Consider the following 13,574-nt stretch of genomic DNA (forward strand, 5'->3'; position numbering starts at 1 on the left):
CGGGAACCTTCCGTCATGCCTAAATTTTTCATCGAACATCCAGTCTTCGCCTGGGTGGTTGCGATCCTGATCTCGCTCAGCGGCGTGATCGCGATCCTCAACCTGGGCGTGGAGTCCTATCCCAACATCGCCCCGCCACAGGTGACCGTCTCGGCCACCTACCCGGGCGCCAGTGCGGACACCACCGAGAAATCGGTCACCCAGGTGATCGAGCAGCAGCTGACCGGTATCGATCACCTGCTGTATTTCAGTTCCTCGTCCGCCTCCAACGGCCGTGCGCAGATCACCCTGACCTTCGAGACCGGTACCGATCCGGACATCGCCCAGGTGCAGGTGCAGAACAAGGTCTCGCTGGCCACGCCCCGACTGCCATCGGAAGTGACCCAGCAGGGCGTGGTGGTGGCCAAGGCCAACGCCGGCTTCCTGATGGTGATCGCGCTGCAGTCCGATACGCCGGCCATCAACCGTGACGCCCTGAACGACATCGTCGGTTCGCGCGTGCTCGACCAGGTCTCGCGTATCCCCGGCGTAGGCAGCACCCAGCAGTTCGGTTCCGAGTACGCCATGAACATCTGGCTCAACCCGGAAAAGATGCAGGGCTACGGCCTGTCGGCCAGCCAGGTGCTGGCGGCGGTGCGTGCGCAGAACGTGCAGTTCGCTGCCGGTGCGCTGGGCTCGGACCCGTCGCCGGAAGGCCAGCACTTCACCGCCACGGTCTCGGCCGAGGGCCGCTTCAGCTCGCCGCAGGAGTTCGAGAACATCATCCTGCGCGCAAACGCTGATGGCTCGCGCGTGCTGCTGAAAGACATCGCCCGCGTTGCCTTCGGTGCCAACAACTACGGCTTCGATACCCAGTACAACGGCAAGCCGACCGGTGCCTTCGCCATCCAGCTGCTGCCGGGCGCCAACGCCCTGAACGTGGCCGATGCGGTGCGCGCCAAGATGGACGAACTGCAGCCGAGCTTCCCGGCCGGCGTCACCTGGTTCTCGCCGTACGACAGCACCACCTTCGTCAAGATCTCGATCCAGGAAGTGGTCAAGACGCTGTTCGAGGCGGTGTTCCTCGTGTTCCTGGTGATGCTGATCTTCCTGCAGAATTTCCGCGCCACCCTCATCCCGACCCTGGTCATCCCGGTGGCCCTGCTCGGTACCTTCCTGGGCATGTGGATGATCGGCTTCACGATCAACCAGCTGACCCTGTTCGCGATGGTGCTGGCAATCGGCATCGTGGTCGATGACGCGATCGTGGTGATCGAGAACGTCGAACGCATCATGACCGAGGAGGGCCTGGCGCCGAAGCCGGCCACGCAGAAGGCGATGACCCAGATCACCGGCGCGGTGGTGGCGATCACCGTCGTGCTGGCCGCGGTGTTCATTCCGTCCGCCCTGCAGGGCGGCGCGGCCGGTGAGATCTACAAGCAGTTCGCGCTGACCATCGCTATTTCGATGGCATTCTCGGCGTTCCTGGCGCTGGGCTTCACCCCGGCGCTGTGCGCGACCTTCCTGAAACCGACGCACAACGACAACCCGAACATTGTCTACCGCACCTTCAACAAGTACTACGACAAGATCAGCCACACCTATGTGGGCCACATCACCTCGGCGGTGCGCCATGCGCCGCGCTGGATGATCCTGTTCGTGGTGCTGACCGCACTGTGCGGCTTCCTGTTCACCCGCATGCCGGGCAGCTTCCTGCCGGAAGAAGACCAGGGCTATGCGCTGGCGATCGTGCAGCTGCCGCCGGGCTCGACCAAGGGCCAGACCAACGAAGTCTTCGCGCAGATGCGTGGCATCCTTGAAAAGCAGGATGGCTATGAAGGCATGCTGCAGGTCGCCGGTTTCAGCTTCGTCGGTTCCGGCGAGAACGTGGGCATGGGCTTCATCCGCCTGAAGCCGTGGGAGGAACGCAAGTTCACCGCGCCGGAGTTCATCCAGAACATGAACGGCGCGTTCTACGGCATCAAGGAAGCGCAGATCTTCGTGGTCAACCTGCCCACCGTGCAGGGCCTTGGCCAGTTCGGTGGTTTCGACATGTGGCTGCAGGACCGTAGCGGTGCCGGTTACGAGCAGCTGACCCAGGCCCGCAACATCCTGCTTGGCCAGGCCGCGCAGAAACCGGACCACCTGGTCGGCGTGCGCCCGAACGGCCTGGAAAACGCGCCGCAGCTGCAGCTGCATGTAGACCGCGTGCAGGCGCAGTCGATGGGCATGTCGGTGTCGGACGTGTACAGCACCATCCAGCTGATGCTGGCCCCGGTGTACGTCAACGACTTCTTCTACGAAGGCCGCATCAAGCGTGTGACCATGCAGGCCGATGGTCCGTACCGCACCGGCCAGGAGTCGCTGAAGAGCTTCTACAGCCCGTCCAGCCTGACCACCAATGCCGACGGCACCAACGCGATGATCCCGCTCAACACGGTGGTCAAGTCCGAATGGGTATCCGCGCCGCCGTCGCTGAGCCGCTACAACGGCTACTCGGCGATCAACATCGTCGGTTCGCAGGCCCCGGGCACCAGCTCGGGTGAGGCGATGCAGACCATGGAGAGCATCGTCAACGACGATCTGCCGGCCGGCTTCGGCTACGACTGGTCGGGCATGTCCTACCAGGAAATCCTGGCTGGCAACGCGGCGACGCTGCTGCTGGTGCTGTCGATCGTGGTGGTGTTCCTGTGCCTGGCCGCGCTGTATGAAAGCTGGTCGATCCCGGTCGCGGTGCTGCTGGTGGTGCCGCTGGGCGTGCTGGGTGCACTCGGCCTGTCGATGCTGCGCGGCCTGCCCAACGATCTGTTCTTCAAGATCGGCCTGATCACCGTGATCGGCCTGGCGGCGAAGAACGCGATCCTGATCGTGGAGTTCGCGGTGGAGCAGCGTGCAGCCGGCAAGAACCTGCGCGATGCCACCATCGAGGCGGCCCGCCTGCGTTTCCGCCCGATCCTGATGACCTCGTTCGCGTTCATCATGGGCGTGATCCCGATGGCGATCTCCACCGGCGCCGGCGCCAACTCCCGCCACGCCATCGGTACCGGCGTGATCGGCGGCATGCTGTTCGCCACCCTGCTCGGCCTGCTGATGATCCCGGTGTTCTTCGTGGTCGTGCGCCGCATGCTGGGCGACAAGCTGGATGAGCCGTCCAAGGAGTTCATGGAACGCCAGCGTGACGCGGATGCCGCACACCGTCCGGATCGTTGATCTGGTGGTGAGCTGAAACGAGAAAGGCCCCGGAGCGATCCGGGGCCTTTTTTCTTGCCGCTTTTGAATCCATGCCAACCAAGGTTGGCATCTACCAGAGCAAGGACATGCCCGAAGGTTGGCATCCACCAGAGCAACTGCATGCCCGGTAGCCGCCAACCTCGGTTGGCGCTCTCCAGGGCAACGTCTCAGCGCAGCAGCGCAACCACTATGCACACTGCCACCAGAGCCAGTGCGGCCCACTGCATCGGCACGAAGAAGAAATGATGGGGCGCGGCTTCGCTCTTCTCTCGCGGAACTCGATTGAGCCACAGGCCCAGCAGCACGTTCACTACCGCGCCAACACCTCCACCCAAGAGAACCTGCTGCAACGGAATGTTGCCTTTGGGGCCATCATGCGGAAAAAAGTACGCCAGCAGCAGAATTGCTGCGATCGGCGTCACCAGCGTCATGAAGCCCCAACCGCGATAGATCATCGTGCAGACCCTTGAAAAAACGGCCTGCATTGTAGCGGGGCTTTGGAAGGACCCCGGAGAATGAAATTGATGGCGGTGCGCGGGTTGCCGCTCTGTAGAGCCGAGCCCATGCTCGGCTGCTTGTTTCGGAGCCGAGCATGGGCTCGGCTCTACAGACGGCCAGAGAACAGCGCATCCACGCATGGCGTGAATCTACTGGCCGCGCCGCCGTTGCAGCGGCGCGACCCTTGCCACTCAGCGCAGCCCGGTCTCGTTGCGGGCGATCACCAGGCGCTGGATTTCCGAAGTGCCTTCATAGATCTCGGTGATCTTGGCATCACGGAAGTAGCGCTCCAGCGGCATTTCCTTTGAATAGCCCATGCCGCCATGGATCTGCACCGCCTGGTGCGTGATCCACATCGCGGCTTCAGAAGCGGTCAGCTTGGCCACCGCCGCTTCGGTGCTGAAGCGCTTGCCCTGGCCCTTCACCCACGCCGCGCGCAGGGTCAGCAGCAGCGCTGCATCCAGCTTGCACTTCATGTCGGCAATCTTGGCCTGGGTCATCTGGAAGGTACCGATGGCCGCACCGAACGCCTTGCGCTCCTTCACGTACTCCAGGGTCGCTTCATAGGCGGCACGGGCGATGCCGATGGCCTGCGAGGCGATGCCGATACGGCCAGCATCAAGCACGCTCATGGCGATCTTGAAGCCCTCGCCTTCCTGGCCCAGCACATCCTCAGGCTGTGCCACGTAGTCGTTGAACTCGATCTCGCAGGTGGCCGAGGCGCGGATGCCCAGCTTTGGCTCGGTCTTGCCGCGACCGAAGCCGGCCTTGTCGGTGTCGATCAGGAAGGCGGTGATGCCGCGCGCGCCCTTGTCCGGCTCGCTCATCGCGAACAGCACGATGTACTTGGCCACCGGGCCGGAGGTGATCCAACTCTTCTTGCCGTTGATCACGAAGGTGCCATCGGCCTGCTTCACCGCGCGGCAGCGCATGGCGGTAGCGTCCGAACCCGACTGCGGCTCGGTCAGCGCGAACGCACCGATGGCCTCGCCCTCGGCGATCGCACGCACGTAGGTCTGCTTCTGCGCCTCGGTACCGTGGGTGAGGATGCCGTTGCAGAACAGCGAATTGTTGACCGACATGATGGTCGAATGGGCTGCGTCGGCGGCGGCGACCTCCACCATCGCCAGCACGTACGCAACCGGATCCATGCCCGCACCACCGTATTCGGTGGGCACTTCGATACCCATCAGGCCGTTCTCGCCCAGCAGGCGGATGTTGTCCAGCGGGAACTCGCCGGTACGGTCATGGTGCTCCGCACTGGGGGCGATCTTGTCCTGCGCGATGCGCCGCGCCACGTCCTGCAGCATCAACTGCTCTTCGGTAAAGCTGAAATCCACAACACCCTCCCGGGTACATGAAGTTATGGGCCGCATACGGCGCGCCCAGGTGCCTCCGATTGTACCGGGGGCCGGCTGTTTCCGTACGCTGGCGACTTGACCGCGACAGGCCTTCTGGGCGAATATATCTCTATATCGCGATAGGTAGATATTTATGGATCTGGAAGACTGGTCGACCCGCCTGAAGGTGTTCGCCGATGCCACCCGTGTGCGCCTGCTGGCGCTGCTGGAGCAGGAGGAACTTACCGTGGCCGAACTGTCGGCGATCACCCGGCTGGCGCAGCCGCGCGTGTCCACCCACCTGGCACGCCTGAAGGAAGCCGGCCTGGTCCGCGACCGCCGCGCCGGCGTGTCGGCCTACTACCGCTTCGACGAAGCCCAGCTGGACCCGGCGCAACGTGCATTGTGGCATGCCTTGAGCAACGGAAGCGACGATCCCCTGCTGCGTCAGGATGCCGAGCGCGTGGCCGCGGTGCTGGCCCACCGTGCCTCCGACCAGAACTGGGCCGACAGCGTGGCCGGCGACATGGAACGCCACTACTCTCCCGGACGGACCTGGGAGGCGCTGGCGCGTACCGCGCTGCCGCTGCTGGAAACCGGCGACGTGCTGGACATCGCCTCCGGCGACGGCGTGCTGGCCGAACTGGTGGCCCCGCATGCCAAGCGCTACATCTGCATCGACACCAGCGCGCGCGTGGTCGCGGCGGCCAGCGAGCGGCTGCGTCGCCTGCCCAACGTCGAAGTCCGCGAAGGTGACATGCATGCCCTTCCGTTCAAGGACGGCAGCTTCGACCTGGTGGTGCTGATGCACGCGCTGACCTATGCCAGCAAACCGGCGCAGGCCGTGACCGAAGCCGCGCGCGTGCTGCGCCCGGGCGGCCGCCTGCTGCTGTGCAGCCTGGCCCGTCATGAGCACAAGGCGGCGGTAGAGGCCTATGGCCACGTCAACCTCGGCTTCAGCGACAAGGAACTGCGCAGGTTCGTCGACAAGGCCGGCCTGCAGGTCTCGAGCCTGGAGACGGTCACCCGCGAAAAGCGCCCGCCACACTTCGAAGTGATTTCGCTGATCGCCAACAAGCCCTGAGCCGGAAACCGCCATGCCCGCCCTGCCCTGGTTGCATCCTGATCGTGCCAACGCCCTGCTCGACGCCCTGCGCGAGCGGATCCTGATCATCGACGGTGCGATGGGTACGATGATCCAGCGCCACGGCCTGCAGGAAGACGACTACCGCGGCGAGCGCTTCGCCGGTGGCTACGACCACGCGCACAGCCCTGGCTGTGACCATGCAGCGCCGGAAGGCCATGACCTGAAGGGCAACAACGATCTGCTGCTGCTGACCCGGCCGCAGATCGTCGCCGACATCCACACCGCCTACCTGGAAGCGGGCGCGGATCTGGTCGAGACCAACACCTTCAACGCCACTTCGGTCAGCCAGGCCGACTACCACCTCGAGCACCTGGTGTACGAGTTGAACAAGGCCGGTGCTGCTGTCGCGCGAACCTGCTGTGATGCAGTGGCTGCGACCACGCCGGGCAAGCCGCGCTTCGTGATCGGGGTGATCGGGCCGACCAGCCGCACCGCCTCGATCAGCCCCGATGTCAACGACCCGGGCTTCCGCAACACCAGCTTCGACGAGCTGCGCGACACCTACCGCGAAGCCATCGAAGGCCTGATCGATGGCGGCGCCGACACCATCATGGTCGAGACCATCTTCGACACGCTCAACGCCAAGGCGGCGCTGTATGCGCTGGAGGAAGCGTTCGATGCGCGCGGCGCGCGCTTGCCGGTGATGATCTCCGGCACCATCACCGACGCGTCCGGACGCACCCTGTCCGGGCAGACTGCGGAAGCCTTCCATGCCTCGCTAGCGCATGCACGGCCGCTGTCGATCGGACTGAACTGCGCGCTGGGCGCCGATGCGATGCGCCCGCACGTGGAAACCCTTGCACAGGTCGCCGACTGTTACGTCAGCGCACACCCCAATGCCGGCCTGCCCAATGCCTTCGGCGAGTACGACGAAACGCCGGAGGACATGGCCAGCACCCTGCGGGGCTTCGCCGCAGATGGCCTGTTGAACCTGGTTGGCGGCTGCTGCGGCTCCACCCCCGACCATATCCGTGCGATTGCCAATGCCGTGGCCGGGCTGTCGCCGCGCGCGCTGCCCGGCACCCGGGAGCAGGCCGCATGAACGTTGCCGCCACCGTCCCGCACTTCCCGCCCTACTGCTGTTGAGCCGACGCCTGCCATGACGCCTGTCCGCCCTACCCGCCTGTCCGGCCTGGAACCCCTGGTCATCACCCCGGACCTGCTGTTCATCAACGTCGGCGAACGCACCAACGTCACCGGCAGCGCGCAGTTCCGCAAGCTGATCAAGGAAGGCCGCTACGAGGAGGCGGTGGACGTGGCCCGCCAGCAGGTGGCCAGCGGCGCGCAGATCCTCGACGTCAACATGGACGAGGGCCTGATCGATTCGGAAGCGGCGATGACCCGCTACCTCAACCTGATCATGTCCGAGCCGGACATCGCGCGCATCCCGGTGATGGTCGACTCCTCGAAGTGGAGCGTGATCGAGGCCGGCCTGAAATGCCTTCAGGGCAAGAGCGTGGTCAACTCGATCTCGCTGAAGGAAGGCGAGGCGCTGTTCCGCGAGCATGCACGCAAGGTGCTGCGCTATGGCGCCGCTGCGGTGGTGATGGCCTTCGATGAAAGCGGCCAGGCCGATACCTGCGCGCGCAAGGTCGAAATCTGCACCCGCGCCTACCGCATCCTGGTCGACGAGATCGGCTTCCCGCCGCAGGACATCATCTTCGATCCGAACATCTTCGCGGTCGCCACCGGCATCGAAGAGCACGACAACTATGCGGTGGACTTCATCGAAGCCACCCGCATCATCAAGCAGACGCTGCCGCACTGCCACGTATCTGGTGGCGTCTCCAACGTATCCTTCTCGTTCCGTGGCAACGAGACCGTGCGCCAGGCCATCCATTCGGTGTTCCTGTACCACGCGATCGCCGCCGGCATGGACATGGGCATCGTCAACGCCGGCGCCATGCCGATCTACGACGAGCTGGAGCCGGAGCTGCGCGAGCGCGTGGAGGATGTGATCCTCAACCGCCGCCGCGACGCCACCGAGCGCCTGCTGGAGATCGCCGAGCGCTACAAGGGCAAGAAGGGCGCGGCCAAGACCGAAGACCTGGCCTGGCGCGAGAAGCCGGTGGCGCAGCGCCTGGCGCATGCACTGGTGCACGGCCTGGATGCCTACGTCGAAGAAGACACCGAACTGGCCCGGCAAGCCTCCAGCCGCCCGCTGGACGTGATCGAAGGCCCGCTGATGGATGGCATGAACATCGTCGGCGACCTGTTCGGCGCCGGCAAGATGTTCCTGCCGCAGGTGGTGAAATCCGCGCGCGTGATGAAGAAGGCCGTGGCCTACCTGCTGCCGTACATCGAGGCGGAGAAAGCGCGCAGCGGCGACACCGCCAAGAGCAACGGCAAGATCATCATGGCCACGGTGAAGGGCGATGTGCATGACATCGGCAAGAACATCGTCGGCGTGGTCCTGGCCTGCAACAACTTTGAAGTAGTCGACCTTGGCGTGATGGTGCCGGCACAGAAGATCCTCGATGCCGCGCGCGAACACAACGCCGACCTGATCGGTCTGTCCGGACTGATCACCCCGTCGCTGGAGGAGATGAGCCACGTCGCCCGCGAGATGGAGCGCCAGGGCTTCGACCTGCCGCTGCTGATCGGGGGCGCGACCACCTCGCGCGCGCATACCGCGCTGAAGATCGACCCGCATTACAAGGCGCCCACGGTGTGGGTGAAGGATGCCTCGCGCGCGGTCGGCGTGGCCCAGTCGCTGATCTCGCGCGACCTGCGCGAGGCCTTCGTCGCGGCCAACGAAGCCGACTATGCCGAAATCCGCGCCCGCCATCGCAACCGTGGCGACGCCAAGCGCCTTGTGACGCTGGAACATGCGCGCGGGCAGAAATTCCAGGGCGGCTGGGACAGCTACACGCCACCGGCACCGAACCAGCCGGGCCTGCATGTATTCGACGATTACCCGCTGGACGAACTGGTCGAGTACATCGACTGGACGCCGTTCTTCCAGGCCTGGGAGCTGGCGGGCAAGTTCCCGGCCATCCTCACCGACGAAATCGTCGGCACCCAGGCCAGCGATCTGTACAAGGATGCCCGCGCGATGCTCGACCGCATCGTCGGTGAGAAGTGGCTGACCGCCAAGGCGGTGTTCGGCCTGTGGCCGGCCAACAGCATCGGCGACGACGTGCGCGTGCAGCACCCGCAGGGCGAAACCACGCTGCACTTCCTGCGCCAGCAGGTGGACAAGCCGGCCGAGCGCCCGGATTTCTGCCTGGCCGATTTCATTGCGCCAGCCGACAGCGGAAAACAGGATTGGATCGGCGCGTTCGCGGTCACCGCCGGCATCGGCATCGACGCGCATGTCGCGCGTTTCGAAGCCGAGCATGACGACTACAACGCGATCCTGCTGAAGGCCCTGGCCGATCGCTTCGCCGAAGCGCTGGCCGAGCGCCTGCACCAGCGCGTGCGCACCGGATTCTGGGGCTACGACCACGCCGAGACACTGGACAACGAGGCCCTGATCGATGAGCAGTACCGTGGCATCCGCCCGGCCCCCGGCTATCCAGCATGCCCCGAGCACAGCGAGAAACGCCGGTTGTTCGACCTGCTGCAGGCCGAAACCAACGCCAGCATGGAACTGACCGAGAGCTTCGCGATGCTGCCGACCGCCGCAGTGTCGGGCTACTACTTCAGCCATCCGCAAAGCCAGTACTTCGTGGTCGGCCGCCTCAGCCGCGAGCAGGTCAGCGACTACGCCCGGCGCAAGGGCGTGGACCGCGCCCAGGCCGAGCGCTGGCTGGCTTCCAACCTCGACTACGATCCCGAATGACACGGCAGCGCTGGGCCATGCCCGGCGTCACCCCTCTCCGCCGGGCGTGGCCCGGCGCTACCCTGCGTTGTTCTCGCGATGACCGTTCCTGCTGCCCGCCTCTCCAGCTTCTATCTTTTCTACTACGCGGCACTCGGTGCGTTCACTCCGTACTGGAGCCTGTTCCTCACTGCACGCGGGATGAGCGTGACCGCCATCAGCGTGATGATGGGACTGTGGTATGCCACCCGCGTGTTCGCACCCAGTGCCTGGACCTCGCTGGCGGCCACCTCACCGCGGCCGATCCGCCTGTTGCGCATCGGCTGCGTGCTGACCCTGATCAGCTTCGCCGCATTCCTGCTGCCCCTGCCGCAGCCGTGGATGTATCCAGCGATGATCGTGTTCTGCTTCTTCTACAACGCGGTCATGCCGCAGTTCGAGTCGATCACCCTCACCCATCTCGGCAGCGACAGCCATCGCTACGGCCTGATCCGGGTCTGGGGTTCGCTCGGCTTCATCGCCATCGTCACCCTGTTCGGCTGGCTGATCGAAGGTGACGGCACTGCCAGCCGCGCGGGGCTGCTGCCGTGGATGATGCTGCCGCTGTTCGTCCTGCTGGTTGCCTCGGCCTTCAGCAACCACTACGCACGCGACATCGGCAGGACCGGCGGCGATGCCAGCGGCTTCTGGCAGGTCGTGCGGCGTCCGCCGGTGCTGGCGTTCTTCCTCGCCGCTTTCATGGAGCAGCTCTCGTTCGGCCCGTACTACACCTTCTTCTCGGTCTACATGGACCACCACGGCTATCGCACGTCCACGCTCGGCCTGCTCTGGACCATCGGCGTGGTGTTCGAAGTGGGCGTGTTCTTCACCATCGGCCGTTTCTTCCGCCGCTATGACGCCAGCTGGATGCTGCTGATCGCCCTGGTCAGCTCCTGCCTGCGCTGGGCGGTGACCGCGCTGTTCCCGGAAAACCTGCCGGTGATGCTGCTTGCGCAGACCGCGCACGCGCTGGGCTTTGCCGCGTTCTTCGCGGCGGCGATGCAGATGCTGGCGACCTACTTCCCGGGTCGCCTCAACGGCCATGGCCAGGGCCTGCTGTACGGTTTCTCGTCCGGTGTCGGCGGCGTGCTGGGCGCGCTCATCGCCGGCCAATTGTGGAAGATCGACGAGGGACGCACGGCCTTCCTCGCCGGTAGCGGGTTCGCTCTGGTCGGCGCCCTGCTGTGCTTCTTCGCGCTGAGCCTGCCGTTGATCCGTGCACGCCGCAGTGCTGCGCGCGCCCGGTAACGAAAACGCCGGGCAATGCCCGGCGTTTTCATCGTGCAGCAGGTGCAGTTACCAGACCAGGTCGTCCGGTACCTGGTACTGCGGATCCGCGTAGGGATCCTCCTCGGCCGGTGCGTTCGGGTCGACCTTCAGTGCCACCGATGCGGCAAACACCGCTTCGGACTGTGCCAGCACTTCGGCGGTCACCAGCAGGTAACGGCCATTGAGCTGGACCACGCCCAGTTCACCGGCATTGAGCGCGGTCAGCTGTTCGGCGGTCACGTAGATGCGCTTGATCTTGCCGCCATACGGGAAGTGGCGGGCAATGTCTGCCGCCTCGGCATTGAGGCTCTTGTCCTTCAGCAGTTCTTCCAGCTTGGCCTTCGCCTCGCGGCGCACGCGTGCCTCTTCCTGCTTCAGGCGCTCGGTCTCGATGCGCTCTTCCTTCTCGCGCTGCGCACGGATGGCATAGGCCTTGGCCAGGTCCATCTCTTCGGCGCTGCGCGGCTTGCGCGGGCCATGCGGGCCCTGGCCACGCGCCGGGCCACCGGGCTTGCCCGGACCGCCCGGCCCACGGCGCTCGCCAGGCTTGTGCTCGCCCCGGCCTGCGCCCTGCGGCTTTCCATTGCCATTGCCACCCTTGCCCTGCGGGCGGCCATCACGGCGGGGGCCATCATTCTTGCGCTCGGGCTTGGGCGCCGGCTTGAAGCCCAGGCCCATCAGCTGGTCGCGGAGGGTATCGCTCATAGGATTCGGATCAGTAGTGCGGCGGCGGCGGTTCGCTCGCCGGATCGGAAGAATTCAGTGCGTTGCGGACCTTGCCCAGGTCCTCCAGCAGCACGCGCAGCACGTCGGCGTTGCGCATGCCCTGCATGCGGGCATCGGCCAGCGCATCGCTCAATTCGGCAAGCGCCTGTTCCTGGAAGGACACGCGCATTTCCAGTTCGACCAGGCGCGCTTCCAGCGCCTGCTCGCGTTCGGTCGGCAGCAGGTCAGACATGCAGCGAACGCCCCCGGCCAATGCCGTAGTACGCCAGGCCAGCAGCCTCCACTTCGGCCGGATCGTACAGATTGCGCCCGTCGAACACTGCCGCGTCCTTCAGCTGCTCACGCAGCTTCTGGAAATCGGGGCTGCGGAACTGCTTCCACTCGGTGACCACCACCAGCGCGTCGGCCCCTTCGAGGGCTTCATCGGCACTGCTGCAGAACACCAGGTCATCGCGCTCGCCGAAGATGCGCTGCGATTCATGCATCGCTTCCGGGTCGTAGGCACGCACCGTGGCACCGCCTTCCCACAGCTGCGCCAGCAGGCGACGGCTGGAGGCTTCACGCATGTCGTCGGTGTTCGGCTTGAATGCCAGGCCCCACACGGCAAACGTCCTGCCACGCACACCTTCGTCCTCGCCCTTGTCGTAATGACGCTGGATAAGGGCGAACAGGTGGCCCTTCTGCGCATCATTGACCGCTTCCACCGCGTTCAGCAGTTTCGGCTCAAGACCATGCTGCTGCGCGGTGCGGGCCAGCGCCTGCACGTCCTTGGGGAAGCAGGAGCCACCGTAACCGGCGCCCGGGTAGATGAAGTGCCAGCCGATGCGCGGGTCCGAGCCGATACCCTGGCGGACCTGCTCGACGTCGGCACCGACACGCTCGGCGATGTTGGCGATTTCGTTCATGAACGAAATCTTGGTCGCCAGCATCGCGTTCGCCGCGTACTTGGTCAGCTCGGCCGAGCGCACGTCCATTTCCACCACGCGATCGTGGTTGCGGTTGAACGGCGCATACAGACGGCGCATCACCGCCACCGACTCCTCGCTGGTCGCACCGATGATGATGCGGTCCGGGCGCATGCAGTCGGCGACCGCGTCGCCTTCCTTCAGGAATTCCGGGTTGGACACCACGTCGAAGGTGATGTCCGCGCCACGCGCGGCAAGTTCTTCGGCAATGGCCGCAAGCACCTTGTCGGCGGTGCCGACCGGCACCGTCGACTTGTTGACCACCACGGTCGGCACGCTCATGTGCCGGCCAATGGTACGGGCCACGGCCAGTACGTACTGCAGGTCAGCGCTGCCGTCCTCGTCCGGCGGGGTACCGACGGCGATGAACACCACCTGGCCATGCGCGATCGCGGACGCGGCGTCGGTGGTGAATGCCAGTCGCGACGCGGCGTGGTTGGCCTTCACCATCGGCTCCAGGCCGGGCTCATAGATCGGGATGATGCCCTGGTTGAGGCCATCCACCTTGGCCTGGTCGATATCGACGCAGACCACCTGATGACCGACATCGGCCAGGCAGGTACCGGTCACCAGACCTACATAACCGGTACCGAAAATCGAAACGCGCATGTCCGTGC

General features: G+C 65.2%; 10 protein-coding genes. 5 read left to right on the forward strand and 5 right to left on the reverse strand.

Going from position 1 to position 13,574, the window contains the following annotated elements:
- Positions 1-15: 15 nt before the first annotated feature.
- Positions 16-3,189 carry a multidrug efflux RND transporter permease subunit gene (locus ACZK29_RS14185; RefSeq protein WP_111204555.1) on the forward strand — a complete coding sequence of 1,058 codons (3,174 nt, stop codon included), beginning with the start codon at positions 16-18 and terminating at the stop codon, positions 3,187-3,189.
- Positions 3,190-3,377: 188 nt separating this feature from the next.
- Here ACZK29_RS14185 and ACZK29_RS14190 read toward each other — a convergent pair whose 3' ends face one another.
- Both ACZK29_RS14190 and ACZK29_RS14195 read right to left on the reverse strand, forming a co-directional pair.
- Positions 3,378-3,665, reverse strand: a complete 288-nt coding sequence (locus ACZK29_RS14190; protein ID WP_111204556.1) for a hypothetical protein — start codon at positions 3,663-3,665, stop codon at positions 3,378-3,380.
- 234 nt (positions 3,666-3,899) lie between these two features.
- The gene (locus ACZK29_RS14195; RefSeq protein WP_111204557.1) at positions 3,900-5,048 is read right to left on the reverse strand and encodes an acyl-CoA dehydrogenase family protein; all 1,149 of its coding nucleotides are present in this window, start codon (positions 5,046-5,048) and stop codon (positions 3,900-3,902) included.
- Between the two features lie 154 nt (positions 5,049-5,202).
- On the opposite strand from ACZK29_RS14195, the gene ACZK29_RS14200 reads away from it, so the two are divergent.
- The 4 genes from ACZK29_RS14200 to ACZK29_RS14215 all read left to right on the forward strand — a co-directional run bounded on the left by ACZK29_RS14200 (position 5,203) and on the right by ACZK29_RS14215 (position 11,245).
- Positions 5,203-6,132, forward strand: a complete 930-nt coding sequence (locus tag ACZK29_RS14200; protein ID WP_010480432.1) for an ArsR/SmtB family transcription factor — start codon at positions 5,203-5,205, stop codon at positions 6,130-6,132.
- 13 nt (positions 6,133-6,145) lie between these two features.
- The gene (locus ACZK29_RS14205; protein WP_395137083.1) at positions 6,146-7,237 is read left to right on the forward strand and encodes a homocysteine S-methyltransferase family protein; all 1,092 of its coding nucleotides are present in this window, start codon (positions 6,146-6,148) and stop codon (positions 7,235-7,237) included.
- 57 nt (positions 7,238-7,294) lie between these two features.
- Positions 7,295-9,979, forward strand: a complete 2,685-nt coding sequence (gene metH / locus ACZK29_RS14210; protein WP_478446177.1) for a methionine synthase — start codon at positions 7,295-7,297, stop codon at positions 9,977-9,979.
- A gap of 78 nt (positions 9,980-10,057) precedes the next feature.
- Positions 10,058-11,245 (forward strand): MFS transporter, encoded by a 1,188-nt coding sequence (locus tag ACZK29_RS14215; protein ID WP_478446178.1) that lies wholly within the window; start codon positions 10,058-10,060, stop codon positions 11,243-11,245.
- Between the two features lie 48 nt (positions 11,246-11,293).
- Here the strand turns inward: ACZK29_RS14215 and ACZK29_RS14220 are convergent, their stop codons facing one another.
- From ACZK29_RS14220 to ACZK29_RS14230, 3 genes are read right to left on the reverse strand one after another with little or no spacing between them, the layout of a single operon-like run.
- Positions 11,294-11,971 carry a DUF2058 domain-containing protein gene (locus tag ACZK29_RS14220; RefSeq protein ID WP_111113356.1) on the reverse strand — a complete coding sequence of 226 codons (678 nt, stop codon included), beginning with the start codon at positions 11,969-11,971 and terminating at the stop codon, positions 11,294-11,296.
- A 10-nt stretch (positions 11,972-11,981) separates the two neighbouring features.
- Entirely contained in the window at positions 11,982-12,224 is a 243-nt protein-coding gene (locus tag ACZK29_RS14225) for a SlyX family protein (RefSeq protein WP_005410256.1), read from the reverse strand.
- Positions 12,217-13,566 carry a UDP-glucose dehydrogenase family protein gene (locus tag ACZK29_RS14230; protein WP_478446179.1) on the reverse strand — a complete coding sequence of 450 codons (1,350 nt, stop codon included), beginning with the start codon at positions 13,564-13,566 and terminating at the stop codon, positions 12,217-12,219. Before ACZK29_RS14230 ends, ACZK29_RS14225 begins: the two co-directional genes overlap by 8 nt.
- Positions 13,567-13,574: the final 8 nt, after the last annotated feature.

The sequence above is a fragment of the Stenotrophomonas sp. 89682_Sma genome (assembly GCF_056481405.1).

Coding starts and splice junctions, on each gene's coding strand:
- ACZK29_RS14185 (WP_111204555.1), top strand. CDS start 16: ATGCCTAAATTTTTCATCGAACATCCAGTCTTCGCCTGGGTGGTTGCG.
- ACZK29_RS14190 (WP_111204556.1), bottom strand. CDS start 3,665: ATGATCTATCGCGGTTGGGGCTTCATGACGCTGGTGACGCCGATCGCA.
- ACZK29_RS14200 (WP_010480432.1), top strand. CDS start 5,203: ATGGATCTGGAAGACTGGTCGACCCGCCTGAAGGTGTTCGCCGATGCC.
- ACZK29_RS14205 (WP_395137083.1), top strand. CDS start 6,146: ATGCCCGCCCTGCCCTGGTTGCATCCTGATCGTGCCAACGCCCTGCTC.
- metH (WP_478446177.1), top strand. CDS start 7,295: ATGACGCCTGTCCGCCCTACCCGCCTGTCCGGCCTGGAACCCCTGGTC.
- ACZK29_RS14215 (WP_478446178.1), top strand. CDS start 10,058: ATGACCGTTCCTGCTGCCCGCCTCTCCAGCTTCTATCTTTTCTACTAC.
- ACZK29_RS14220 (WP_111113356.1), bottom strand. CDS start 11,971: ATGAGCGATACCCTCCGCGACCAGCTGATGGGCCTGGGCTTCAAGCCG.
- ACZK29_RS14225 (WP_005410256.1), bottom strand. CDS start 12,224: ATGTCTGACCTGCTGCCGACCGAACGCGAGCAGGCGCTGGAAGCGCGC.
- ACZK29_RS14230 (WP_478446179.1), bottom strand. CDS start 13,566: ATGCGCGTTTCGATTTTCGGTACCGGTTATGTAGGTCTGGTGACCGGT.